This window comes from Microbulbifer sp. SAOS-129_SWC, assembly GCF_039696035.1.
GTDB lineage: Bacteria > Pseudomonadota > Gammaproteobacteria > Pseudomonadales > Cellvibrionaceae > Microbulbifer.
This window is the reverse complement of record NZ_CP155567.1, coordinates 407174-430186: the sequence shown is the minus strand read 5'-3', so window position 1 is coordinate 430186 and position 23013 is coordinate 407174. Positions and strand designations below refer to the sequence as shown.

Genomic DNA, 23013 nt, shown 5'->3' with positions numbered 1-23013 from the left:
CAATGACTGAAATGGCACGCAGGCGCCGCTGGCGGCGTTTCGTCGATCCCGCATCCGGCAAGGCGCTCGTCGTCCCGCTGGACCACGGCCTGACCATGGGCCCGATTGCGGGGATCGGCCGCACCGAAGACATTACCCGCTGGCTCAGCGCCGAGGTGGTCACCGGCGTGGTCCTGCACAAGGGCTTCGCCGAGCGCCTCGGCGGTGGCCTCAACTGTGGCCTGGTGATCCACCTCAACGGCTCGGTCACCCTGGACGAACGGCCCGAGTTCAAGCAGCGGGTCACCAGCGTGGAGGCCGCCGTGCGCCTGGGTGCCGATGCGGTGTCAGTGCAGACCAATTTCTCCGCCGCTACTGCCTCGCACAACCTGCGCATGATCGGTCGCGTGGTCGACGAGGCGCACGCCTGGGGCCTGCCGGTGATGAACATGGTGTACGACCAGACACCGGCCGACAGCCAGGCGCTGGTGCGCATGCGCCACTTCATGCGCGCCGCCGTCGAGCTGGGGGTCGACGCCCTCAAGGTGGCAGCGCCGGTGTCACTCGATGCAATTCCGGAACTGCTCGACGGGGTGCAGAGCCACACGCCGGTGCTGTTCGCCGGCGGTGCCCTGGCCGACGAACGCGCCCTGCTCGATCTGGCCGCCGCGGCCGTGCGCCACGGTGCCGGCGGTATCTGCGTCGGTCGCAACGTATTCCAGCGCACCAACCCGGCCAGCACCCTCAGGCGCCTGCTGGAAGTGTTGCGCAGCGGCACCGCGGCGGACATCGGCATGGCCCGTGCCACCGTGCCCCGCGGGGAAGCGGAAATGGCCGTGTAGCGCCACGGCTACACCCTGCGCGCGGTGCAGCTGCGGGCAGTCGAACCCAATCGAACAAGAGAGAATTTGCCGTGATCCATATCGATGCCAGCTCCAGCAACGTCGACCTGCTGATCGACCGCCATGTCCGCGCCGGCCGCGGGGACCACCCCGCGCTGGTGGAGTGCAGCCCCGCCGGCCGCCGCAGCCTGACCTACCGCGAACTGCAGCGCGCCACCCTGGCCGCCGCGCAGGAGCTGCACGTGCACCTGGCCGGGAGCCGCTACCAGCGGCATGTCGCTCTGGTCGGCGGCGCGACCCTGGAAAACACCGTCTACTGGCTCGGCGCCATGCGCGCCGGTCACCTGCCCTTTATGGTGCACCCGGCCCTGCCGCGCGAGCACTACGAGGCCCTGTGGGAGGATTTCGACCCGGAGCTGGTGCTCGCCGATAACTGCACCGACATCGACCAGGTCGAGGGCGCCGAGCCGATGACGGCGATAACCGAGCTGGTGACTGGCGCCAGCGCCAGTGCGGAACCCGCGGAGGCGAGCGCGCTGGCGGCGAGCCTGGATCTGCGCCCGGCGCTGGTGCTGGCGACCTCCGGCTCCACCGGCCGTCCCAAGCTGTGTGTGCACAGCCATCGCGCCTTCTGGGAGTTCGAGCGCACCGTGACCCGGCCGCTGTGGGGTATCCGCGCGGACGACCGCGTGCTGGCGAGCACCGGGCCGTATTTTTCCTTCGGCCTGCAGGGACTGCACGTGCCCCTGAGCCAGGGCGCCACCGCCATCATGCTGCCGCGGTGGCAGCGGCACGCGGATTTTCTCGATGTCATTGAAACCGAAGCGGTCAGCGTGTTTCTCGCGGTGCCGACCCTCTACCACCTGCTGCTCACGCGCGCACCGCGCGACTACCGCCTCGACAAGCTGCGCCTGTCGCTGTCCGCCGGCGAGCGCCTGCCGCCGGTGATCCGGCGCCGCTGGGAGGCGTGGAGCGGAGCGCGCATGCTGAACTCGATCGGAACCACCGAAACCTTCGCGCCCTACCTCTCGGAAACTGCCGACGGCCCGCGAGCGTTGCAGCAGGTCGAGGGATTCCACTACACCGAAATGGCCCGCGACAGCGACGGCCCGTTTTCCCTCAGCCTGTCCGGGGGCTGCCTGATGCTCGGCTACCTGCAGCCGGATACCGACTGCCTGCGCGAGCCGCTGCCGACCCGCTTCGACACCAATGACCTGTTCGTGCGCGACGAGGAAGGGCTGCACTTTATCTCCCGCGACAGCGAACGCATCAAGGTGGCGGGGCACTGGGTCAGCCCGCAGGAACTGGAAGAGTTTTTACTGGCTGACAAACGCGTGGAAAAGGCGGCGGCACTGGCGATTGAAACCCCGGAGGGACTGACCCGGCTGCGCGCTTATGTGGTCGCGGAAACCGGGGGCTATTCGGCCACCGCGCTGATCGACGACCTGATGAAACGTATCCGCAACGAACTGCACCCGCGCGCGCTGCGGCCCGATCGCATCGAGCTGGTCGAGGACATCGCCACCACCCCCAGTGGCAAGCTGAAACGCCAGGAACTGCGCAGCATGGTGGACGGCCCGGTGGCCAAGGCCGGCGCGATGCTGGCCAGTTAGGGAAAGGTCGGCGCAACAGGCTAACGGCCGGACAACAATCAGGGCCGGATCAACCCCAGGGACAGGGCGCGGGCCACCGCCTGGCGCCGATTGGAGACACCCAGTTTATGGATGACATTGCGAAAGTGGAAATTCACCGTGGCCTCCGCGCAACTGAGGATGCGCGAGATCTCCCACGAGGTCTTGCCCGCCGCGGCCCAGTGCAGGCACTCGCTCTCGCGCCGCGTCAACCCGATCTCGGTGGAGATGGCCGCGTCCTCGATACGGCAGATTGCCTCGTAGGCGTAGGACGCCATCAACTGGATGGTCGGCATGGTCTCTGTCAGCCACGACCCCAGCCGCTCGTCGAAACCCGCTCCATTGGCGACGGTAATCATCATCGCGCGATTGTGCGCGGCGCCGCGCAGCGCCGTGGCGACTCCGGTGGCAATACCGTGGGCGACGGATTCCTCGTAGAGCTGGCTGGCGCGGCCGGGAAAGTGTGCCCGGTGCCAGATCAGCGGTACCGGCGACTGGCGGCAGTGCCCCACCACCGGGTCGAGGCTCAACCAGCCCTGGCGGTTGTAGCGTTCCACGCACGAACGCGGGTAATTGGTCTGCACCCGGTAGCGCGCTTCCCCCGACGCCGCGGTGCCCTCCATACCAATCAGAAAAAAATCAAACCCGATGGCGTTTACAGATTGCTTGATGCGCTCTTTGACCTGCTCGATGGTCTGTGCAGCCAACAGGTCAGGCAATGCCCGAACCACATCCATTTGCGGGCTCAAGACGCTTCCTCCCCTTAAACCGAATTAATTCGAATTTTTTACCACCAAACCTCGATAGACCGGAATGGTAGCGCACTTTGATGACAAATAGGGGAGAAGAAAAAGCGCCGCGCGCAACCGGGAACAGAGACCGGTTGTTGGCACACCGGCTTCATTCAACCGCACACACTTACTGGAAATGAAAGGAGAAATCTCCGGATGGACATGCACCTTGAACTGCTTGAGGGCAGTAAAAACGCCCTGATCAAACGCACCCGCGCGCATCCTTTTTTACAGCGTTGTCGCAGCGGCGATATTTCACTCGGGGAGCTAAAAATCTTCCTCGCCCAGCAGGGCTTTTACAGCGCTTACTTCACCCGCTACCTGTGCGCGATGATGGCCAACCTGCCAGACAACACCGCGGTGCTGGCGCTGGCGGAAAACCTGTTTGAGGAACTGGGACTGGAACCCGGCAGCCCGCAGCCCCATCACCTGATCTACCGCGACATGTTGCAGCGCTTCAACGTCGATCCGGCCGCTGCCGAGATGCTGCCGGGCACCCGCGCGCTGATTGCACGCATGTTCCACCACTGCCGCGACCTGTCACCGAGTGCCGGCCTCGGTGCCCTGTGCCTGGGCGCCGAGGCGCTGGTGCCGGCGCTCTATACCGATATTGCCTGCGGCTTCCGCGCCCGCGGCGCCAGCGATGACGCGATTGAATTCTTCCTGCTGCATATTGAATGCGATGACGGCCATGCCGAAACCATTCGCGACATCATGGTCGATATCGTCGACGACGATCCGGCGCAGATCGACATCATGCTCGGCGCCGGTCGCGACCTGGTTGAAGCGCGCCTGCACTTTTTCGATTCGATCGAAAAACACTACCGCGAAACGCAACAGCGCACCGGCGCGGGGACGACCGACAGAGAGGCGATCCCGGCGTGAGCGGCGCCGCCCACCGCGCACATTGAAACTCCCGGAGCAAACAGCCATGGCTGACACACTGACGATGGACAAGGAGACGCTGGTGCAGCGCGCGCGCGTGCAGATGCAGCAGCACCTGGAAATTCCCGACTGGTCCCTGCGTGAAAAGGTTGCGCTCACCTGCCGCATCCTGTTCAACGAGGGGCACGATTCGGGCCTCGCCGGGCAGATTACCGCCCGCGCCCAGGCCCCGGGAACCTATTACACCCAGCGCCTCGGGCTCGGCTTTGACGAGATCAGCGCGTCCAACCTGCTGGTGGTCGACGAGGATCTGGAGCCGGTGTCCGGGCAGGGTATGCCCAACCCGGCCAATCGCTTTCACTCGTGGATCTACCGCGCGCGGCCGGACGTACAGTGCATCGTGCACACCCATCCAATGCACGTCGCCGCCCTGTCGATGCTCGCGCGGCCGCTAAAGATTGCGCATATGGACACCTGTCTGCTGCACGATGATGTGGCCCTGCTCGAGGAGTGGCCGGGAGTGCCGGTGGGCAACCGCGAGGGGGAAGTCATCTCCGCGGTGCTGGGTGACCGGCGTGCGGCGCTGCTGGCCCACCACGGCCTGGTAGTGGCCTGCGCCTCGGTGGAGGAGGCCTGTTTCGTCGCCGTGCAGTGCGAGCGCGCAGCCAGGCTGCAGCTACTGGCGGAATCCGCCGGCAGTATCCGCGATATCGACCCCACCCTGGCGCACGAGGCCCACGACTGGATTCTGCAGGAAAAGCGGGTACAGGCCACCTTTGCCTATTTTGCCCGGCGCGCCCTGCGCGCTGCCGGTGACAATGGCGAAAGCCCACTGAGTTGACGCGGCGGCGCTGGCCCGCCGGGCCGCGCCGCACCGCTGTTGAAAAAGGACTGCGCAACCGCCGGCCCGGATGTTATTGATGTAACGGAGTCCCCTCCATGCTACACAGACTGCACCGTATTTCAGCGCTGCTGATCAGCTTGTATATCCTCGGCCATCTCACCAATCACCTGATTGCCCTGGAGGGTGTGCAGGCCCATATCGCGTTTATGAAAAGCTACCGGCAGATTTACCGCGCGGCACTGGTCGAGCCGCTGCTGCTGGGCTGTGCGCTGTTCCAGGTGGGCTCGGGCATTACCTTCATCGCGCGCCGCTGGGGCCAGCGCCACGGCTTCTTCGACCGGGCCCAGGCGATCTCCGGCGGCTACCTGGCCTTCTTCCTGCTGTTTCATGTCGGCGCGGTCCTGTATGGGCGCACGGTCCCGGGGCTCGACACCAACTTTTACTTCGCCGCCGCCGGCCTGCACCTGGGCAAGTTCCCGCTGTTCTTCGCGCCCTACTATGCGCTGGCGGTGACCGCCTACTTCACGCACGTCGCCTGTGGCCTGCGCTGGCTGCTGCGCGAGCGGCTGCCGCCACCCCTGCGGGACCGGGCGGCGCTCGGCGTGATGAGCCTGGGCCTGCTGCTCGGGGTGACCATCGTCGCCACCTTCAGCGGCGCCTTTTACCCGGTGCGGATCCCCGCCGCCTACTGCTTCAGCGGCTGCTGAGCGCCGCGATTCGTTCTCGCCGCGCGGCTCCTGTATAATCCGGCTCCATCTACGGCGACCACCAGAGTTTTGTTTTTTATGGCTAGTTACTCCACCAACGAATTCAAGGGCGGCCTCAAGGTCATGCTGGATGGCGACCCCTGCTCCATCGTGGAAAACGAATTCGTCAAACCCGGCAAGGGCCAGGCGTTCAGCCGCGTCAAGCTGCGCAACCTGAAGACCGGCCGTGTGTGGGAGCGCACCTTCCGCTCCGGCGAGAGCCTGGAAGCCGCCGACGTCATGGACCGCGAAATGGAGTACCTGTACAACGACGGCGAGTTCTTCCATTTTATGGAGCCCGACACCTTCGAACAGCACCAGGCTTCCGCCGACGCCGTCGGCGACGCGGCCAAATGGCTGAAGGAACAGGATGTCTGCGTGGTAACCCTGTACAACGGTTCGCCGCTGGCGGTGACTCCGCCCAACCACGTGATCCTGGAAATCACCGACACCGACCCGGGCCTGCGCGGCGACACCGCCCAGGGCGGCACCAAGCCGGCCACCCTGTCCACCGGCGCGGTGGTCAAGGTACCGCTGTTCCTGGAGATCGGCGAGACCATCAAGGTCGATACCCGCACCAGTGAGTACCTGGGGCGCGCCAAGGAAGACTGAGCCGACCTCAAGCCTGTTTGTCGTTGCGGCCCGCGCCCGCGATCGCGGTGGATTCCCCCACCGTTGATCGCGGCCGCGGGCCGCAGCTGTGTCTGGAGCCCGAGAATATGAGCGACACCACCTGGCGACCCACCGCCTCCGTCGACGCCCTGCGCCGGCGCGGTGCGCTGCTGGCCGATATCCGCCGCTTCTTCGCCGCGCGCGACGTACTCGAAGTGGATGTACCCGCCCTCTCCCGCCGCGCCACCAGCGATCCGCATATCGACTCGATCAGCGCCCACTGCAACGGCGCCACGGCCTATCTCGCCACCAGTCCCGAATTCGCCCTCAAACGCCTGCTCGCCGCCGGCCTCGGTGACTGCTACAGCCTGGCCAAGGCGTTCCGCCAGGGCGAAGCCGGCGGTCGCCACAATCCCGAGTTCACGATGCTGGAGTGGTACCGCTGCGGCTGGGACGACCGCCACCTGATGGGCGAGGTGGGCGAGCTGCTCGGCCAGCTGCTCGGCATCGAGCAGATCCAGTCGCTGAGTTACCGCGAGCTGTTCCTGCGCGAACTCGGCCTGGATCCGCACAGGGCCCCGGAGGAAGAACTGCGCGCCTGCGCGGCGCGGGAGATCGAGCTGGCGTTCGAGCCTGCGGACCGCGACGAGTGCCTCGACCTGCTGATGAGCCACCACCTGGAGGCGCGTATGGGCAGCGGCATTACCCTGCTGTACGACTTCCCCGCCAGCCAGGCAGCGCTGGCGCGGGTGGCCGCCGACGACGCGGGGACACCGGTGGCGCGGCGCTTCGAGGCCTATGCCGGCGGTATGGAACTGGCCAATGGCTACTGGGAACTGACCGACGCCGCCGAGCAGCGGCGCCGCTTCGAGGCGGACCACCGCTACCGCGAGCAGCGCGGTTTGCCGCGCTACCCGCTCGAGGAGCGTCTGGTCGACGCGCTGGCCGCGGGTATGCCGGACTGCGCCGGGGTGGCCCTGGGCGTGGATCGAGTCCTGATGCTGGCGGGCGGCTATGCCCGTATCGAAGAGGTGATCGCGTTTCCGATCGAACGCGCCTGATTATTTGCACCTGGCGCCGCTGCGACCGGGGGCAGAACCTCGCCGGCACCCCGGTTTATCTACCCGCCATTGCCACTCACGGCTCGAAGCGGTAGCTGGCCACCTCGCCGACGGCAAAAAAACCGATATCCAGTAATAGTTGCTGGCGGTTCTCCGGTACCAGCACCACCGCGTACTTGTGATGGCTGTGCAGCGCCTGCGCCACCAGGTGGTGGAACAGCGCGCGGCCGATCCCCTGGCCGCGGTGCGCCTCGGCGGTGACCTGGTCGTAGAAACCCAGCGCGTCGGCAGAGGCGAACAGGCAGCCGCCGGCCACCGCCTCGCCATCCAGGCGCGCGAGGTAGAATTTCAGACGGCTGCGCTTTTGATCCGGCAGCTCCTTCAGCCGCTGGTAGAACTTGCGGACCTGCGGCCCCTCACGCGAGCCGTTGAACAGCGACACCTGCAATTCGGCATAGTCGTCCAGGTCATCGACCCGGACCTGGGCAATGGTCAGTTTGTCGCGCAGTGCTTCCGGCAGACTCTCGTCTGCTGCCAGACGCTGGACCTCCACCGCCATCGCCACCAGCGACGGACCCCGCTTCAGCCCCAGCTCCGCCAGGCTGCTGTCGTCAAACGCCTTGTTGGCGGTGTGCCACAGCGTGAACGGGCTGTGGCGCTCGGCAAAATAATCCACCACGAAGCGCTGCAGGATGCGCTCGGGCATCACCGCATTGGTCACGGCCTGGTTGAAGGTGTAGGACAGCAGGCCGCTATCGCTGCGCAGCACACCGGTGATTTCCTTGGTGTGATCCGGATTCAGCAGGCTGGCACAGTAGCTGGCGCGCGACTCCAGATTGCGGCAGACGAGATTTTTGGCACTGAGACTGTATTTCATGACTGTAAGGATAGCCCCCGTTGCGCCCGGCGACGGCAAACCGCGCGGCACATTCGGCGCCGCGCGGGCAGATTCACGGCAGTTGGCGGTCCACCTGCGACAGGGCGCACTGATCCATGGATAGCGCCGGCTCCGCACAGGTGGCCTCACCGATCACCCGCGCCGGCACGCCGGCCACCAGTGAGCGCGGTGGCACCGCTTTCAAAACGACACTGCCGGACGCCACCTGGGCGCACGCGCCGATCTCGATGTTGCCGAGCACCTTGCTGCCGGCGCCGATCAGCACGCCATGGCGCACCTTCGGGTGGCGGTCGCCGCACTCCTTGCCGGTACCACCGAGAGTCACCGACTGCATGATCGACACATTGTCCTCCACCACCGCAGTCTCGCCGATCACGATACCGGTGGCGTGGTCGAGCAGAATGCCCTCACCGAGGGTGGCCGCCGGATGGATATCGACACCGAACACCACCGAAATGCGGTGCTGCAGGAACAGCGCCAGCGAGCGCCGCTGCTGCCCCCACAGCCAGTGGGCCACGCGGTAGGCCTGCAGGGCGTGGAAGCCCTTGAAGAACAGGAAGGGTTCGTAGAGCGCGCTGCACGCGGAGTCGCGCTGGTCGACCGCGCTCAGGTCGGCGCGCGCGGCGCGACCGATACCACTGTCTGCGGCCAGCGCCTCGTCGATCACCTCGCGGATCAACAGAGCCTGGGCCACCGGGCTGTCGAGCTTGTTAGCCAGATGGAAACTCAACGCCGACTCCAGGGTGGCGTGATTGAGGATGGTGGCGTGCAGGAAGCTGGCCAGTATCGGCTCCCGCTCCACCTGCTGGGCCACACCGGCGCGAATCTCGCCCCACAGGGTGTCGCTGCCGGATTCGGATTTGGCTGCCAGTTGCATCAATTGCTCCTTGTTTCTCCCACTTCCATTCACGCCGCTGCCCTGTATCAATCTGTTACAGCGCACCGAGCGTCAGCGGCGGTTCCAGCAATGCCGACTGCTGTTCGCGCAGTGCCAGTATATGCTCGGCCCAGTAACGCGGCGTATTGAACCACGGAAACGCCAGCGGAAACGCCGGGTCCTGCCAGCGCCGGGCCAGCCAGGCGGCGTGGTGCATCTGGCGCAGGCAGCGCAGCGGTTCCACCAGCTGCAGCTGCTGCGGGTCGAAGCGGGCGAACGTCTCGTAGCCCTCGATCACCGCGTCCAGGTAGGCGGTCTGCTCGGCGCGCGAGCCGGACAGCAGCATCCAGATATCCTGGATCGCCGGCCCGGTCAGGCAGTCATCCAGATCGACAAACCAGGGCGTGTCATCGCGCCACAGGAAGTTGCCGCTGTGGCAGTCGCCGTGCAGGCGCAGGGTCTGCCACTCGCGCTCGAACAGCGGTGCGATGGTGTCGATGATGTGTGCGGTGACGGTGGCATAGGCCTCGCGGTTTTCCCGCGGCAGGAAGTCGCCGGCCAGGATGAACTCGCGGCTGTCGCGGGCAAAGTGCTGCAGGGTCAGCGCCGGGCGGTGCGCAAACGGCCGCGCGGCGCCGATCGCGTGGATGCGGCCGAGCATGGTGCCCACCTGCTCCAGGTGTTCGAAGTTATCCAGCTCCACCTGGCGGCCGCCGCGGCGCGGGAAGAGCGCAAAGCGGAAACCGGCGGACTCCATCAGCGTGCGGCCGTCGAACTCGAGCGGCGCCACCACCGGAATCTCCGCCGCGGCCAGCTCCAGCGTGAAGGCGTGCTCTTCGAGGATCTGCGCGTCGCTCCAGCGGCCGGGGCGATAGAACTTGGCGATCAGCGGCTCGGCATCTTCGATACCGACCTGGTAGACGCGGTTCTCGTAGCTGTTCAGCGGGAAGATACGCGCATCCGACAACAGGCCGACGCTCTCGACACAATCGATGACCACGTCCGGGGTGAGGGCTTCGTAGGGGTGGTGACTGTGGAGCATTGCGGATACCGGCTGCGTTACGGGCCGCTATGCTAGCGCGTGGCAGGCCGGCGGGACAAATCCCGCGGTCGCATTCGCCGGCCGGGCAGTCAGTTCTCGGCGGCAGGCGCCGCCGCGGCACCGTCTGTGGGCCGCTCAGCGCGCCGATCCAGCGAGTGCAGAAGCAGGGAAACCAGGGCGAGTCGCATATCAATACCTCCCGATCGGTCCGGTCTGCGGGCGCGCAAACCGGTGACGCTGCGCCAGGATAGGCGGCACAACCGGCGGCGGGAAGTCGGAATTTTTTATCGCCGCGATAGCTTTCCGGAACGGCTCAGGCGCGGGACCGCTTCGGCATCAGGTACCAGAGCAGCGCGCCGACCAGCAACAGTGCGGGGATATCGCCGAGCAGGTTGGCGCGTTCGCTCGCATCGACGAGCGCCTGGATCAGCATGATGCCGCCGTGCACCAGGCTCGACCAGATGGTGAACCAGATCAGGCTGGCATTGGCAGCGGGATCGCGGGCGGCGCGGATCAGGAAGATGCCAAGCACCGCATAGACGCCGACGATCATCTGTTCGTACTCCGGCTGGCGCGGTGTCCAGCCCCAACCGGATGGCCATATCCACATCATCATCGGGTAGATCCCGAAGATAAAGATCAGCCCGACCACCACCAGCGCGATCTTCAGCCAGCGAGCCCTGGTTGCAGCCTGCATCTTGCGACTCCCTTTTTTACTGCGGCCCGCGCCAGCGCGGAAACCCGCGAACGATACTATTCGTATAGGTCCTGCGGCGTGTGACACACCACTTCGATATTGTGCCCATCCGGATCGATCACATAGGCGCCGTAGTAGTGCTCGTGATATTCCGGGCGCTCGCCCGGTGCGCCGTTATCCTTGCCGCCGGCCTCGAGTGCCGCCTTGTAGAAGGCATCGACGATATCGCGATCGTCCGCGCGAAAGGCTACGTGTATGCCCGGGGCGGTACTCTTGCCGCCGGTGATCCAGAAATCCGCTTTGCCGGCCCAGCCGAAACCGGCCCAGTCGGCAAATTCGAGGATCAATTCATAACCGAGTGGCGCCAGCGCCTGGCGGTAAAACGCCTTGCTGCGTTCGTAGCTGTGTACGTGCAGCCCGATATGGTCGAGCATGAACAGTTCCCCGGAGAATTTCGATGTGCAATCGCGGCAGCCGAGCGCGACTTCGACAGCACTTACTCCGATTCTAGCAGGCTGGGGAAGCCCCTATGCCGAGCCGGCCCATTGGCGTGCCAGCGCCGCACACCGGGATTCGGTTGACGCCGCACTCAGTGATCGCGAGGGGTGGGCGTGCGCGCATACGCCCATGCGCCCAGTGCCAGCAACAGGTACAGGCCGGCGATGAAGTACATCTGCTCGACCTGGCGCGTCGCTTCGTAATAGAAGACCGACGCGGTGCCTGCGAACAGGACCGTGAGCGCCAGTAACGTCAGCGGCGCCGAGGATCGGGTCCGGGCGCGGATGCGGAAATTCGCATAGGCCATCAGCAGGGATACCAGCAGGAAAGTAACACTGCCAAATTCCAGGATCACCTGCAGGGAGCCCGCGAGTATCAGCGCGCAGGCACAGGTAAACATGACCCAGATCGCGAGCACCGGAATATGCTGGCGGCGGTGCGCCAACGGCGCCGGGAAATAGCCCTGCTCAGCAATGACCGCCATCTGCCGCGACGCGCCAAAGATGGTGCCACTGATCGCGCTGCTGGTGGCGAACACGGCCCCGACAACGACCAGCAGCGTGCCCCAATCACCGACCATTTCCGCGGCCGCCGAGGCCAGTGCGTACTCCCGGTTGCGAATCAAATCCTGGAAGGGCACCGCCAGCATCGCACCCAGCGCGATGACAACATAGATCGCGATCACCAGCCCGATAGCCAGGTAAATCGACAGCGGAATGTTGCGCTGCGGCCGCTCCATTTCATTGACCGCATTCAAAACCAGCTGAAATCCCTCATAGGCCACAAAAGTCAGCGACGCGACAATGACGACTGACCAGAGACCGGGCGAGATGTTCTCGTGGAGCAGTTGCGGCAGAGTGAAGGTCTGATGGTTGAAGAGCAGCGCGGCGATCACCGCCAGGATCACCAGCTTGGCATACACCAGTACATCCTCGACCTTGCCCATCCCCCTGACACTCCACAGATTGAGCAGCGTAAACAACAGCACCACCGCACAGGCGATTGACTTGCGTATCCACTCACTGTCGGCGAACGGAAAGCCACTGATGGCATACGAAGCAAACGTATAGGCGTACAGCGCGAGCGTGCTGATATAACCGAAACTCACCCACCAGCCGATCAGCGCCGCGGCGAAAGGTTTGTCGGGAAAGGTGCGCCGATAAAAGGAGAACATCGCCCCCTCATCGCGGTAGTAGACCCCCAGCTTGATATAGGAGTAAGCCGCCAGCGCGGCGATCGCACCGCCCAGCGCAATCGCCACCGGGGTATAGGCGCCGATCATTGCGGCGGACACCCCGAGGATTGCAAAGATACCGCCACCGACCATGCCGCCAACGGCAATGGCGACCAGTTCCAGTAGTCCCAGTGGCGCGTCATTGGCGCGATTACCGCTATCAGAGAGCACTTCGGAGGACATTCGCTATCGGTCTCCTGGTTTTTTATGACAACCTGACGTCACCTGTCACGCCCGCGCAATGCCGTGCCATTGTGCCAGTTTTTCGGCAAAGGGCATGCCGGCGTGGGCGGGGCTGGTGGATGGCAGTCGACTGAGGGGCAGTGCCGCCCAGCGCGCCGGCAGGGTCGGCTGCACGTGGCGCCGGTACAGCTGCTCGGCCTTGGCGCCATTGAAATAGACTCGCTCGATCGCCCTGTGGCGGGCGAAAAAGCCGGCAAAATCGTTGGGCACAATCGAGTCCGCTGCAATTGCGCTGTCGAGGCTGCCGCTGCGGGTACAGGTGTGCAATACATCCCACAACGCAACCCGCTGCGCACGCAAGTGTGCACAGCGCTGGCGGTAGTCGAGGCCGGCGGGCAGGTCGAACAGCGCGGCAATAATCGGCCAGAACGCATTGCGCGGATGGGCGTAATACTGCTGTGCGCGCAGCGAGGCAATACCGGGCATCGAGCCCAGCACCAGGCGCGTCGCGTCGGTGGCAGCAATGGGCGCAAAGCTGTGCACAGTGGTCATTTAACGGCGCTATTTGGCGCTACCGGAAGTGGCGGATGCGACAGACGCATAAGGAGACTGCACCCAGTCCCGCTGCAGCAGCCCCAACAGTGCCGCATCCTGGATCTCGCCCATATGGAAATAGCATTCGCGCAACAATCCCTCGCGCTGGAAGCCGAGTTTTTCCAGCACCCGGATCGAGGCCGCGTTGCGCGGATCGGCATCGGCGCCGATGCGGTGCAGCTGCAGGCGGGTGAAAGCAAACTCGATCACCGCCGGCAGCGCGCGCAGTATCAGCCCCTGCCCCCAGTATTCGCGCCCGAGCGCAAAGCCGATCTCGGCGTGGCGGTTACCGCGATCGATGCCCGCCAGCGTACAGGTGCCAATGATGACGCCGGCGCGCTCGATTCCCCACTGATACAGGTTGCCGGACAGGAAGCCCTGCTGAATCGACAGCAGGAACTCCTCCGCTGCCGCCGGTGACGTTAACGGCTCCCGCGCCATAAAGCGCATGACTTCCGGATTGGAAAAGATTGACATCAAAGCCGGCAGGTCGGCCTCAGTCAGCCAGCGCAACTGCAGGCCATCGCCGTCCAGTGTGGGCAGCCGGGTGCCCAGTTCATCGTGACTCATGGAATAAAAAACCAACTGTAAAGGCCGTAGCAGGCGACACCGGTACCGAAGATAAACTGCGCGATCAGCAGCGTGCGAAACGCAAATGTATAGCGGGCGAAGAAGCCGCGCTGGGCACTGTCGCGGACAAACACGCGGCAGTGCTCCGGCAGCCCCCCCTCCAGCCGCTTCAGGCCCGGCACCGCCAGGCTCAACAGCTGGCGGCTGCGCGCATCCACCAGCCAGAATACCGCCGACAGTATTACGACAAAGCCACCCAGCAGGGCCAGGATCAGCGGATTGAAGTCCTGCTCCACCGCGGTGAAGATGCCGCCCTCGGCGAACATCGTCAGCACGACAAAGAAATTGAAGCCCTTCAAGCGCTGTTCGGCGTTGAAGCGGTAGTGCTCACACAGATACTGAAGTTCGTTCAACGCCTGCGGGTCTCCATCTGCGAGTTATTTGTGCAGCGGTCTTACCGCTCAGCTTTCCTTCTCGTTCGGCTGTGGATTGTCCACGATGGAATAGATCACCGATACGATCTTCCAGCCGTCGGCAGTTTTCATCAGCTGCCAGGACTCATCCCCCCAGTTGTGCTTGTAGTCACCCTCATAGAAGCTGTACTTGAAATGCACCGAGGCAATTTCGCCATCGGTCATGATATGCACATCCCTGAATTTCTCCTCGGCCTTCACATCGGTGGATACCAGCCAGCCGATCAGTCCGCGATAACTGCCAATATTGATGCCCGACTGGCTCGGCAGTGAACCGCTGCGCCTGGCGCCATTGACACTCATCCAGTTAACGCTCTGATCGAAGAACAGATTGACGAAGGTTTTCTCGTCCTTGTCGATTATCGCCTGGCGGAAACTTTCCACCACCGCAGCGACCTCCTCCTTCGGGGTAATGTCTTTCTGTGGGGTAGCCTGCTCGGCATAGCTACAGGCGGCGCTGAGCGCCACGGCCGCGGCGGCGAGCCATTTGAAGATGTGCATGAAGTGCTCCGTTATTGTTGTTCTGCTGGATGGCCGCGGGCGGGCGCCCGCGAACCGGCCCCCATCTTCGCCGAAATTCTGTCCGGCGACAAATTCGGCGAAGCGCCCGACCGCGACGGCCGGGATCAGAGTGACTGTTGTGCCAGCCGCGCAGGGATCTCGACGTCTGCCAGATCACTGGTGCGGTACAACTCCTTGCCATCGCGGATCAATACCAGGGTGGGGTAATTGCGCACACCGTAGTGCAAAAACAGCCGGTTGCTGGCATCGATATCCAGTGCACCGCTGACCGCATATTTTTTGCGGTAGGCCTGCAGGTCTTTGTCCGTTGTCCACAGCCGCGACAGTACCGTGCGCCATTGCACCTGTGGATAGTTGTTGCGCAGGCGCGCCAGTTCCCGCGGTGCGCGGGCACAGGCGCGCGACACCTGCGGGCGGGTGTCCTGCAGATACCAGTCGCACCAGCTGGCGGTAAACAGCAGTCCGTGCACCTTGCCGTCATCCAGCGACAGCTGCAGATCGGCTGCGCCATCGTCGAGCACCGCGCTGTCCAGTTGATCCACCGGCTCGGTACGCGACAGCAGCGCAATCTTGTTGTCCAGTTCCGCGCTGGCCTTGTGCCCGACATGCACCAGGTTCAGATTGCGGTCGAACAGCAGATGGTACGGCGTGCCGATAAAATGAAACGCCTCTGCCAGGCGGCCATTCCTGTCGATGGCCGTAGGCATCGTCAGGCCGAATTTTTTTATGGTCGCGCGTACCGACTCCAGGTCGTCATTGATGCCCAGGTTGACACTGATCACCTGGATCGTATCGCCGTACTCCTGCTGCACCTTCTCGAAATGCGCCATCTGTTTCATGCACGGCTTGCACCAGCTGGCCCAGAACTTGACGTAGACCGGCTTGTCGCCGCGGTAATCCGCCAGTTTTACCGAATCACCGGAGATCAGCGGGAACGGGATCTGCTGCAGTGCATCGGGAATATTGGCGGCGGATGCAAGTGTCGGCATCAGCAGAGCCGCGAGTAAAAACATGTGAGCCAGAGCGGCGCTTAAAGGTTTCATCCAGGTTTCTCCGTAAACATTTTTAAATAAAAATCCTTATCCGCAAGTAGCGGGCTGCAGGTCGGGCAACTGCCCGGCCAGCTGATAAATATCTCCTGCACGCTGCAGAGCCTCGACCACCACCGGCAGAGGCTCGGTATAGATGTTGGGCAGATCCGCCTCGCCTGCACCGCGCACCGGGAAGGCCAGCTTTTCCTGCGGCGGCACAAACTGTGCGGAAATACTGCCGCTGTTGCCCCGCGCATCGATACGCACCCAGCCATGTTCCGGCAGGTGGACGGCATTGAGGCCATGCAGGCAGTAGCGGTGTTGTTCGGAATCCAGCAACAGGCGCTGGTAGCAGAGCCCGGCCGGGATTGTGTTGGCGCGCAGCAGCGCGGCAAGCAGGTGGCTCTTGGCGTAGCAGAATCCGGTTTTATGGCGCAGTACATCGGAAGCGCGGCAGGTCACCGGGTTTCGTTGAAGATCCCAGCTGTGTGGTATTTCGTCGCGGACAAATTCGAAACAGCGGCGCGCAGTCGTTTCCCTATCGGCGCTACCGGCAGCCAGTCGCTGTGCGGTGGAAACAATCGCGTCATCGCGCCAGTCGATGATCGCGCAGGCTTGCAGGTACTGCTGCATAGAACTCTACTCCATGAGAACCGCGAATGATTTTACACGGAGCCGGAAAGTTCTGCACTGAAAAGGGGCGCTATGCGCGCTGGGAAGGGGACGTCTATTGGGCAGGCGGGATTGTGCTTCCCTGCACAGGCAACAGCGCGTTGCCCCGCCCTGAGGCGGGGCAACGCGCTGCATCACAGGGTGCTAAATCACTGGTTGGCGCGGTGATCGATCAGCTCTTCAACCACCGACGGATCCGCCAGCGTCGAAGTATCGCCGAGACTGTCCAGCTCGTTGCAGGCGATCTTGCGCAGGATGCGGCGCATGATCTTGCCGGAGCGGGTTTTCGGCAGGCCCGGCGCCCACTGGATGATGTCCGGCTTGGCAATGGGGCCGATCTCTTTCACACACAGGTCGATCAGTTCCTTGCGCAATGCCTCCGACGGTTCACAGCCGTCTTTCAGCGTTACGTAGGCATAGATGCCCTGCCCCTTGATATCGTGTGGATAGCCCACCACCGCGGCCTCGGCGGCATTTTCATGCAGCACGATGGCGCTCTCGATTTCCGCGGTGCCGAGGCGGTGGCCGGACACGTTCAGTACGTCGTCGATGCGGCCGGTAATCCAGTAGTAGCCGTCGCCATCGCGGCGGGCGCCGTCACCGGTGAAGTAGTAGCCGGGGAAGGTGGAGAAATAGGTATCGATCATGCGCTGGTGATCGCCGTAGACGCTGCGGATCATGCTCGGCCAGCTGGCCTTCATCACCAGCGCGCCCTCGCCTTCGCCGTCGATCTCCTGGCCCTTCTCATCCAGCAGTGCCGGCTGCACGCCGAAGAACGGCTGGCTGGCGGAGCCCGGTTTCATCGCGGTGGCGCCCGGCAGCGGCGTGATCATATGCGCACCGGTCTCGGTCTGCCACCAGGTGTCGACGATCGGGCAGCGCTCTTCGCCCACCACTTCGTAATACCACTCCCAGGCTTCCGGGTTGATCGGCTCGCCGACGGTGCCGAGCAGTTTCAGCGAGCTGCGGTCGGTGCTGGTGACATAGTCATCGCCGGCCCCCATCAAGGCGCGGATTGCGGTCGGCGCGGTGTAGAAGGTGTTGACCTTGTGCTTGTCGACCACCTGCCAGCAGCGCGACGCATCCGGATAAGTGGGCACACCCTCGAACATCAGGGTGATGGCACCGGCGGCCAGCGGGCCGTAGACGATATAACTGTGGCCAGTGATCCAGCCCACATCGGCAGTGCACCAGAAAACCTCGCCCTCTTTGTAGTCGAAGGTGTACTTGAAGGTCATCGTCGCCATCAGCAGGTAGCCTGCAGTGGTGTGCAACACGCCTTTCGGTTTGCCGGTGGAGCCGGAGGTATAGAGGATAAACAGCGGATCTTCGGCATTCATCGCCTCGGCTGCGCAGTCCGCACTCTGTTCGGCAATGGAGTCCGCATACCAGATATCGCGCTTGCTGTGCCAGTCCACATTGGCACCGGTGCGCTTGACCACGATGGCGGTATGCACGTTCGGGCAGTTGGCCAGCGCCTGGTCGACATTGGCCTTGAGTGGCACTTTGCGCCCGCCGCGCACGCCCTCGTCGGCGGTGATCACCAGCCGGCAGTCGGAATCGAGGATGCGGTCTTTCAGGGCATCGGGGGAGAAGCCGCCGAAGACCACCGAGTGCACGGCGCCGATGCGCGCGCAGGCGAGCATCGCGTAAGCGGCTTCGGGGATCATCGGCATGTAGATGCACACGCGGTCGCCCTTGTTGACGCCGCGCGCCTTCAGCAGGTTGGCCAGGCGACAGACCTGCTCGTGCAGTTCCGCGTAGGTAATGTGCTTGCTGTCGGAGGGATCGTCGCCCTCCCAGATGATTGCGGTCTGCTCGGCGCGCGCCGGCAGATGGCGGTCGATACAGTTGACGGTGACATTCAGCTGGCCGTCGGCAAACCAGGCCGCATGGCCTTTTTTCAGGTCTTCCTCAACCACAGAGGTGAACGGCTTTTCCCACTGCAGGAAGTCGTTGGCCTGCTGGGACCAGAACGCCTGTGGATCTTCGACCGACTGGCGGTACAGCTTCTGGTAGTCATCCGCACTGATATGCGCCTTCGCGGCGAATTCGGCGGGCACGGGACGGGTGTGCACTTCTGACATCGTTTTCTCCCTTATTAGAATTATCTGGCAGGCGCCCGGGGAGGCGCCACGATAGAGCCATAAATTCTGTTATAACATCGACGTCGCCAGAATGACAACGCTGTCAACCTGACTATCATTTCATATTAACCCGCTGTCCTACCGATTTCCCAGCGTCGCAACAGAATCAGATGCCAATTTCGGTCTGAGCGGGCACAATGGTCCCACAACAAAAGTGATCACATTTTTAGGAGGTTCAAGATGGCAACAAAATTGTTGCGGATGGTCGCCGGGCGCGGCGAAATCGAGCGCGGCCCGGTAGCGGAGGAAAAACTGCTGGCGGGCCGGCCACAGCAGCTGACCGAGCACTTCTTCACCAATGCGAAGGAGAATTTCTTCTGCGGGGTCTGGTCGTCGGACGCGGGCAAATGGACGCTGTCTTACAGCGAGGACGAGTTCTGCTACATCATCGATGGCGAGGCGATCATCACCGATGCGGACGGCCACCGCGAGCGCGTGACCACCGGCGACGCCTTCTGTATTCCGGCCGGCTTCGAGGGCAGCTGGGAGACGCTCGGCAGCGTGAAGAAGTTTTACGCGATTTACGAAGAATAATATATTCGTCAGCCGGACAGACTCTCCAAAGTGGCAACGAAGTCCAGCAGCCCGAATCGAAGGCGAAGCACCAGGGCGGGTATTTCGAACCGTCGGCGACAGGGCCGAAGGCGCCGTGAATGCGAGGAACGGCCGGAAAGTCGCCGCCGGAGCTTACAGGGATGTATTTAAGGGGGGGCGCCTGGCCCATTTCGAAATACCCGCCCTGGTGAATGGCCGCCCAGCTCCGCGAGCAAAGCCTCTGCAAGTGGCTCACCGACAACCAACGAGCCCTCGCCAGCGAGACACGGTCAGCTGCCAATCAACCCCTTCAGGTGCGCCACCACGCTGCGCCCGAGCGCGCTGAGCGCATAGCCCCCCTCCAGACACGACACGATGCGGCCATCCGCGTGGCGTCCGGCCAGCTCATGCATCACATCGGTAATCCAGCGGTAGTCGTCCTCGGTGAAACGCAGCTGCGCCATGGCGTCTTCGACGTGGCCATCAAAGCCGGCGGAAATGCACAGCAGCTGCGGGCGGAACTGCTCCAGCGCCGGCAGCCAGCGCTCCTCCACCACCCGCTTCAGCTCGGCGCCGCCGGCACCCGCATCCAATGGCGAATTGATGATGTTGTCGGGCAGGTCGCCGGTGCCGGTGAACGGGTAGAACGGCGACTGGAAACTCGAACAGAGCAGGTAGCCGTCGCGCCCCTTGACGAAATCCTCGGTGCCGTTGCCGTGGTGCACATCGAAATCGACGATTGCGATCCGCTCCAGGCCGTAGTGTTTACGGGCGTGGGCGGCGGCGATGGCGATATTGTTGAACAGGCAGAAGCCCATGGCTTTATCGTGCTCGGCGTGGTGACCCGGGGGGCGCACGGCGCAGAACGCCGCCGGCACCTCGCCGGCCATGACCCGGTCCACCGCCGACACCGCCGCACCGGCGGCGTGCAGCGCGGCGTCGAGGGAGCCGGGATTCATGCAGGTATCCTCGTCCAGCCGCTCGATGCCCTGCTGCGGCGCGCGCGCGAAGATCGACTCGACATAGTCCGCGTCGTGCACCAGTTCCAGTTGCGCGCGGGACGCCGCGGGGGCGTCAAAGTGGCGCAGCACGAAATCGAGACCGCTGCTCAGCAGCTGATCGTGAATCGCGCTGAGGCGCGCCGGACTCTCCGGGTGCTCGTCGCCCATATTGTGGCCGGCGCAGGCGGGGCTGGAAATAAAACCGATGGACATGCGGATTTCCCGTTTGTTATTCGCGTCAGTGTAACCCGTCAGGCCGGCGACGGCCCGCCGCCATTATCTGGCCTGGATAGATCCAGGGTCAGGTAGACCTCGTCCATATCGGCACCGGGTGCGATCTGGAAGCCGCGATGCTCGAATACCGCCAGCATCGGGTGGTTGTCGCGGCGCACGCAGGCAAACATTCGCTCGATACCGCGGCGGCGCGCGATGGTTTCCAACTCCTGCAGCAATGCCGTGGCGATACCGCGGCCGCGGCGGCTCTCCTTGATCACGAAGGCGACCTCACAACTATTGTCGGCCTCGTTGTAGTAGTAGCGCCCCACCCCCTGGATCACCTCGGCGCCCTTGTCGCGGTCGGTGAAGCACAGCGCCAGGTCGCGCTGCTGGTCGACGCTGACCAGGCTGCAGGATTTCTCCCGCGACATCTGCGTTACGTGGTGGTTGTAGCGCATCAGCAGGGTTTCTTTATTGTGGGTGTAGAAGAACTCCTGCAGCCGGCGTTCGTCGGCGGGGCGCAGCGGGCGCAGCGTGTAGCGGATACCGTCAAACGTATAGTGCCTCTCCTCCACCGGCCCCAGCTCCGGTACCGATGTCGGCGCCTGTTCCTGGTATTCCGGCACCCAGTAGAACTTGCGCACTTCATTCAGCAGTTCCCGGCGAAACTGCGGGTGGGCGATGCGGATCAGTTCCAGCGCGCGCTCGCGAATACTTTTGCCGTGCAGTGCGGCGATCCCGTACTCGGTCACTACATAGTGCACATGGCCGCGCGAGGTCACCACGCCGCCGCCGGGGGCCAGGGTCGGCACTATGCGCGAACGCTTGCCATCGCGGGTGGTGGCAGGTAGCGCGATCACCGGGCGGCCGCCGCGGCTCAGCGCCGCGCCGCGGATAAAATCCACCTGGCCGCCGATACCGCTGTAAAACCTGCGGCCGATCGAGTCAGATACCACCTGGCCGGTCAGGTCCACCTCGATGGCGCCGTTGATCGACACCATCTTGTCGTTGCGGGCGATACGCGTGGGCGAATTGACGTGCTCTGCCGGGTAGAACTCGATATGCGGATTGCCGTCGACAAAGTCGTACAGCGCGCGGGTGCCGATGCAGAAACTGGTCACCACCTTGCCGCGGTGAAAGGTTTTCTTGCGGTTGTTGATCACCCCGCTTTTCATCAGGTCCATGATGCCGTCGGAGATAGTCTCACTGTGCACCCCCAGGTCGCGGTGATTGCCCAGGTAGCGCAACACCGCGGCGGAGATGCGGCCGACACCCAGCTGCAGGGTTGCGCCGTTCTCCACCAGCAGTGAGACATACTGGCCCACCTGTTCGGTGACCGGATCCAGCTCCGGCAGCGGCCGCTCCGGCAGTTCCTCGGCACACTCCATCCACGCCTGGATCTGGTCGCGGTGAATAAAGCTGTGGCCGCAGGTGCGCGGCATATGCGGATTGATCTGCGCAACGACGACGCGCGCGGCGCGCACTGCAGCGGACACCACATCGACGCTGACCCCGAGGGAACAGTAGCCGAATTCATCCGGTGGCCCGACCATGACCAGCGCCACGTCGAGCGGCAATACGTGTTCGCGAAACAGCTGCGGTATTTCCGACAGGAAACAGGGGGTGTAGTCGGCGCGGCCCTCGGCGATGGCCTCGCGCACATTGGCGCCGCCGATAAACAGCGCGTTGACCTTGAACAGCTCGCTGTAGCGGCGCTCCGCCCAGACGTTGTCCCCCAGCGTCTGGATATGGGTGACCTCGATATCGTGCAGACCGCGGCTGTTGGCGATCAGGTCGGCCATCAGCGCATTGGGAACGGCGGCGTTGGAGCCGATAAACAGGCGGTTGCCGCTTTTGATCAGTTGGCTCCACTCGATCGCGGCGCCGGTTCTGGGGCAGGTGAGCATGGTGCCCTTCCCTGACTGGTTGCGGGTGTCAGCACATAGTAGCCAGCGGTATCGGCGGGTGCAAAATCGGCGGCGGCATTGCGGGAGCAGCCCGGGGCCACTCCCGCAGGAGCGGGGAGATCAGGCCTCGGCCAGCTGCACCGCAATGGTATTGGTGCTGCGCTCGACGCGGTTGTGTTCGTCCAGGTACACCAGCTTGGGCTTGAAGGTATCGGCTTCCTGCTCGCTCATCTGCGCGAAGGCGGCGATGATGATACGGTCGCCCACCTGCACCCGACGCGCGGCGGCGCCGTTCATGGAGATGATCCCCGAGCCGCGCTCGGCCAGAATCACATAGGTGTGGAAGCGCTCGCCATTGGTCACGTTGTAGATATCGATTTTCTCGAATTCGCGCAGCCCGGCCAGTTCCACCAGGTCTTCGTCAATGGCGCAGGAGCCGTCGTACCAGAGCTCGGCCTGGGTCACGGCGGCCATGTGCAGCTTGCCTTTCAACAGTTCGATTTGCATGGGGCGTTCCTCAACAATA

At 63.8% G+C, this 23013-nt stretch carries 25 protein-coding genes; 8 read left to right on the top strand and 17 right to left on the bottom strand.

What is annotated here, in order from left to right; all coding sequences use genetic code 11:
- Positions 1-2 precede the first annotated feature (2 nt).
- Both ABDK11_RS01790 and ABDK11_RS01785 read left to right on the top strand, forming a co-directional pair.
- Entirely contained in the window at positions 3-821 is an 819-nt protein-coding gene (locus tag ABDK11_RS01790) for a hypothetical protein (RefSeq protein ID WP_346838611.1), read from the top strand.
- A 71-nt stretch (positions 822-892) separates the two neighbouring features.
- Positions 893-2434, top strand: coding sequence for an AMP-binding protein (locus ABDK11_RS01785; RefSeq protein ID WP_346838610.1), 1542 nt, complete (start codon positions 893-895; stop codon positions 2432-2434).
- Between the two features lie 38 nt (positions 2435-2472).
- Here the strand turns inward: ABDK11_RS01785 and ABDK11_RS01780 are convergent, their stop codons facing one another.
- On the bottom strand, positions 2473-3171 hold the full coding sequence (locus tag ABDK11_RS01780; RefSeq protein ID WP_346838609.1) for an autoinducer binding domain-containing protein: 699 nt from the start codon (positions 3169-3171) through the stop codon (positions 2473-2475).
- A 228-nt stretch (positions 3172-3399) separates the two neighbouring features.
- Here ABDK11_RS01780 and ABDK11_RS01775 point away from each other — a divergent pair, with 228 nt between their 5' ends.
- The 5 genes from ABDK11_RS01775 to epmA all read left to right on the top strand — a co-directional run bounded on the left by ABDK11_RS01775 (position 3400) and on the right by epmA (position 7391).
- Positions 3400-4128, top strand: a complete 729-nt coding sequence (locus tag ABDK11_RS01775) for an iron-containing redox enzyme family protein (protein ID WP_346838608.1) — start codon at positions 3400-3402, stop codon at positions 4126-4128.
- 46 nt (positions 4129-4174) lie between these two features.
- Positions 4175-4969, top strand: coding sequence for an aldolase (locus ABDK11_RS01770; RefSeq protein ID WP_346838607.1), 795 nt, complete (start codon positions 4175-4177; stop codon positions 4967-4969).
- Between the two features lie 98 nt (positions 4970-5067).
- Positions 5068-5679 (top strand): hypothetical protein, encoded by a 612-nt coding sequence (locus tag ABDK11_RS01765; protein WP_346838606.1) that lies wholly within the window; start codon positions 5068-5070, stop codon positions 5677-5679.
- A gap of 78 nt (positions 5680-5757) precedes the next feature.
- Positions 5758-6330: an elongation factor P gene (gene efp / locus ABDK11_RS01760; protein ID WP_346838605.1), complete on the top strand. Its 573-nt coding sequence runs from the start codon at positions 5758-5760 to the stop codon at positions 6328-6330.
- Between the two features lie 107 nt (positions 6331-6437).
- The gene (gene epmA, locus ABDK11_RS01755; protein ID WP_346838604.1) at positions 6438-7391 is read left to right on the top strand and encodes an EF-P lysine aminoacylase EpmA; all 954 of its coding nucleotides are present in this window, start codon (positions 6438-6440) and stop codon (positions 7389-7391) included.
- Between the two features lie 76 nt (positions 7392-7467).
- Here the strand turns inward: epmA and ABDK11_RS01750 are convergent, their stop codons facing one another.
- The 13 genes from ABDK11_RS01750 to acs all read right to left on the bottom strand — a co-directional run bounded on the left by ABDK11_RS01750 (position 7468) and on the right by acs (position 18769).
- Entirely contained in the window at positions 7468-8268 is an 801-nt protein-coding gene (locus ABDK11_RS01750) for a GNAT family N-acetyltransferase (RefSeq protein ID WP_346838603.1), read from the bottom strand.
- Between the two features lie 73 nt (positions 8269-8341).
- On the bottom strand, positions 8342-9166 hold the full coding sequence (cysE, locus tag ABDK11_RS01745; RefSeq protein WP_346838602.1) for a serine O-acetyltransferase: 825 nt from the start codon (positions 9164-9166) through the stop codon (positions 8342-8344).
- A gap of 55 nt (positions 9167-9221) precedes the next feature.
- Positions 9222-10208 (bottom strand): serine/threonine protein kinase, encoded by a 987-nt coding sequence (locus ABDK11_RS01740; RefSeq protein ID WP_346838601.1) that lies wholly within the window; start codon positions 10206-10208, stop codon positions 9222-9224.
- Between the two features lie 313 nt (positions 10209-10521).
- Positions 10522-10905 (bottom strand): DUF6632 domain-containing protein, encoded by a 384-nt coding sequence (locus ABDK11_RS01735; protein ID WP_346838600.1) that lies wholly within the window; start codon positions 10903-10905, stop codon positions 10522-10524.
- 56 nt (positions 10906-10961) lie between these two features.
- Positions 10962-11339 (bottom strand): VOC family protein, encoded by a 378-nt coding sequence (locus tag ABDK11_RS01730; protein WP_346838599.1) that lies wholly within the window; start codon positions 11337-11339, stop codon positions 10962-10964.
- 155 nt (positions 11340-11494) lie between these two features.
- Entirely contained in the window at positions 11495-12820 is a 1326-nt protein-coding gene (locus tag ABDK11_RS01725; RefSeq protein WP_346838598.1) for an APC family permease, read from the bottom strand.
- A gap of 45 nt (positions 12821-12865) precedes the next feature.
- The gene (locus tag ABDK11_RS01720; RefSeq protein ID WP_346838597.1) at positions 12866-13372 is read right to left on the bottom strand and encodes a DNA-deoxyinosine glycosylase; all 507 of its coding nucleotides are present in this window, start codon (positions 13370-13372) and stop codon (positions 12866-12868) included.
- A 9-nt stretch (positions 13373-13381) separates the two neighbouring features.
- Positions 13382-13984 carry a GNAT family N-acetyltransferase gene (locus ABDK11_RS01715; RefSeq protein ID WP_346838596.1) on the bottom strand — a complete coding sequence of 201 codons (603 nt, stop codon included), beginning with the start codon at positions 13982-13984 and terminating at the stop codon, positions 13382-13384.
- A complete protein-coding gene (locus ABDK11_RS01710; protein WP_346838595.1) occupies positions 13981-14397 on the bottom strand; it encodes a hypothetical protein in 417 nt (138 codons plus the stop codon). The genes ABDK11_RS01715 and ABDK11_RS01710 overlap by 4 nt, the downstream gene beginning before the upstream one ends.
- A gap of 48 nt (positions 14398-14445) precedes the next feature.
- Complete coding sequence (locus ABDK11_RS01705) at positions 14446-14958, bottom strand: hypothetical protein (protein ID WP_346838594.1); 513 nt, start codon at positions 14956-14958, stop codon at positions 14446-14448.
- Positions 14959-15083: 125 nt separating this feature from the next.
- Positions 15084-16022, bottom strand: coding sequence for a redoxin domain-containing protein (locus ABDK11_RS01700; protein ID WP_346838593.1), 939 nt, complete (start codon positions 16020-16022; stop codon positions 15084-15086).
- A gap of 36 nt (positions 16023-16058) precedes the next feature.
- The gene (locus ABDK11_RS01695; protein ID WP_346838592.1) at positions 16059-16643 is read right to left on the bottom strand and encodes a transglutaminase family protein; all 585 of its coding nucleotides are present in this window, start codon (positions 16641-16643) and stop codon (positions 16059-16061) included.
- 188 nt (positions 16644-16831) lie between these two features.
- Positions 16832-18769 carry an acetate--CoA ligase gene (acs, locus tag ABDK11_RS01690; RefSeq protein WP_346838591.1) on the bottom strand — a complete coding sequence of 646 codons (1938 nt, stop codon included), beginning with the start codon at positions 18767-18769 and terminating at the stop codon, positions 16832-16834.
- Between the two features lie 240 nt (positions 18770-19009).
- On the opposite strand from acs, the gene ABDK11_RS01685 reads away from it, so the two are divergent.
- On the top strand, positions 19010-19363 hold the full coding sequence (locus ABDK11_RS01685; protein WP_346838590.1) for a cupin domain-containing protein: 354 nt from the start codon (positions 19010-19012) through the stop codon (positions 19361-19363).
- A gap of 290 nt (positions 19364-19653) precedes the next feature.
- Here the strand turns inward: ABDK11_RS01685 and ABDK11_RS01680 are convergent, their stop codons facing one another.
- From ABDK11_RS01680 to panD, 3 genes are all read right to left on the bottom strand, one after another.
- Positions 19654-20577: a histone deacetylase family protein gene (locus ABDK11_RS01680; protein WP_346838589.1), complete on the bottom strand. Its 924-nt coding sequence runs from the start codon at positions 20575-20577 to the stop codon at positions 19654-19656.
- A gap of 38 nt (positions 20578-20615) precedes the next feature.
- The gene (locus tag ABDK11_RS01675; protein WP_346838588.1) at positions 20616-22487 is read right to left on the bottom strand and encodes a GNAT family N-acetyltransferase; all 1872 of its coding nucleotides are present in this window, start codon (positions 22485-22487) and stop codon (positions 20616-20618) included.
- Positions 22488-22607: 120 nt separating this feature from the next.
- Complete coding sequence (gene panD, locus ABDK11_RS01670; RefSeq protein ID WP_346838587.1) at positions 22608-22994, bottom strand: aspartate 1-decarboxylase; 387 nt, start codon at positions 22992-22994, stop codon at positions 22608-22610.
- Positions 22995-23013 lie beyond the last annotated feature (19 nt).

Coding starts and splice junctions, on each gene's coding strand:
- ABDK11_RS01790 (WP_346838611.1), top strand. CDS start 3: ATGACTGAAATGGCACGCAGGCGCCGCTGGCGGCGTTTCGTCGATCCC.
- ABDK11_RS01775 (WP_346838608.1), top strand. CDS start 3,400: ATGGACATGCACCTTGAACTGCTTGAGGGCAGTAAAAACGCCCTGATC.
- ABDK11_RS01770 (WP_346838607.1), top strand. CDS start 4,175: ATGGCTGACACACTGACGATGGACAAGGAGACGCTGGTGCAGCGCGCG.
- ABDK11_RS01765 (WP_346838606.1), top strand. CDS start 5,068: ATGCTACACAGACTGCACCGTATTTCAGCGCTGCTGATCAGCTTGTAT.
- efp (WP_346838605.1), top strand. CDS start 5,758: ATGGCTAGTTACTCCACCAACGAATTCAAGGGCGGCCTCAAGGTCATG.
- epmA (WP_346838604.1), top strand. CDS start 6,438: ATGAGCGACACCACCTGGCGACCCACCGCCTCCGTCGACGCCCTGCGC.
- ABDK11_RS01750 (WP_346838603.1), bottom strand. CDS start 8,268: ATGAAATACAGTCTCAGTGCCAAAAATCTCGTCTGCCGCAATCTGGAG.
- cysE (WP_346838602.1), bottom strand. CDS start 9,166: ATGCAACTGGCAGCCAAATCCGAATCCGGCAGCGACACCCTGTGGGGC.
- ABDK11_RS01740 (WP_346838601.1), bottom strand. CDS start 10,208: ATGCTCCACAGTCACCACCCCTACGAAGCCCTCACCCCGGACGTGGTC.
- ABDK11_RS01735 (WP_346838600.1), bottom strand. CDS start 10,905: ATGCAGGCTGCAACCAGGGCTCGCTGGCTGAAGATCGCGCTGGTGGTG.
- ABDK11_RS01730 (WP_346838599.1), bottom strand. CDS start 11,339: ATGCTCGACCATATCGGGCTGCACGTACACAGCTACGAACGCAGCAAG.
- ABDK11_RS01725 (WP_346838598.1), bottom strand. CDS start 12,820: ATGTCCTCCGAAGTGCTCTCTGATAGCGGTAATCGCGCCAATGACGCG.
- ABDK11_RS01720 (WP_346838597.1), bottom strand. CDS start 13,372: ATGACCACTGTGCACAGCTTTGCGCCCATTGCTGCCACCGACGCGACG.
- ABDK11_RS01715 (WP_346838596.1), bottom strand. CDS start 13,984: ATGAGTCACGATGAACTGGGCACCCGGCTGCCCACACTGGACGGCGAT.
- ABDK11_RS01705 (WP_346838594.1), bottom strand. CDS start 14,958: ATGCACATCTTCAAATGGCTCGCCGCCGCGGCCGTGGCGCTCAGCGCC.
- ABDK11_RS01700 (WP_346838593.1), bottom strand. CDS start 16,022: ATGAAACCTTTAAGCGCCGCTCTGGCTCACATGTTTTTACTCGCGGCT.
- ABDK11_RS01695 (WP_346838592.1), bottom strand. CDS start 16,643: ATGCAGCAGTACCTGCAAGCCTGCGCGATCATCGACTGGCGCGATGAC.
- acs (WP_346838591.1), bottom strand. CDS start 18,769: ATGTCAGAAGTGCACACCCGTCCCGTGCCCGCCGAATTCGCCGCGAAG.
- ABDK11_RS01685 (WP_346838590.1), top strand. CDS start 19,010: ATGGCAACAAAATTGTTGCGGATGGTCGCCGGGCGCGGCGAAATCGAG.
- ABDK11_RS01680 (WP_346838589.1), bottom strand. CDS start 20,577: ATGTCCATCGGTTTTATTTCCAGCCCCGCCTGCGCCGGCCACAATATG.
- ABDK11_RS01675 (WP_346838588.1), bottom strand. CDS start 22,487: ATGCTCACCTGCCCCAGAACCGGCGCCGCGATCGAGTGGAGCCAACTG.
- panD (WP_346838587.1), bottom strand. CDS start 22,994: ATGCAAATCGAACTGTTGAAAGGCAAGCTGCACATGGCCGCCGTGACC.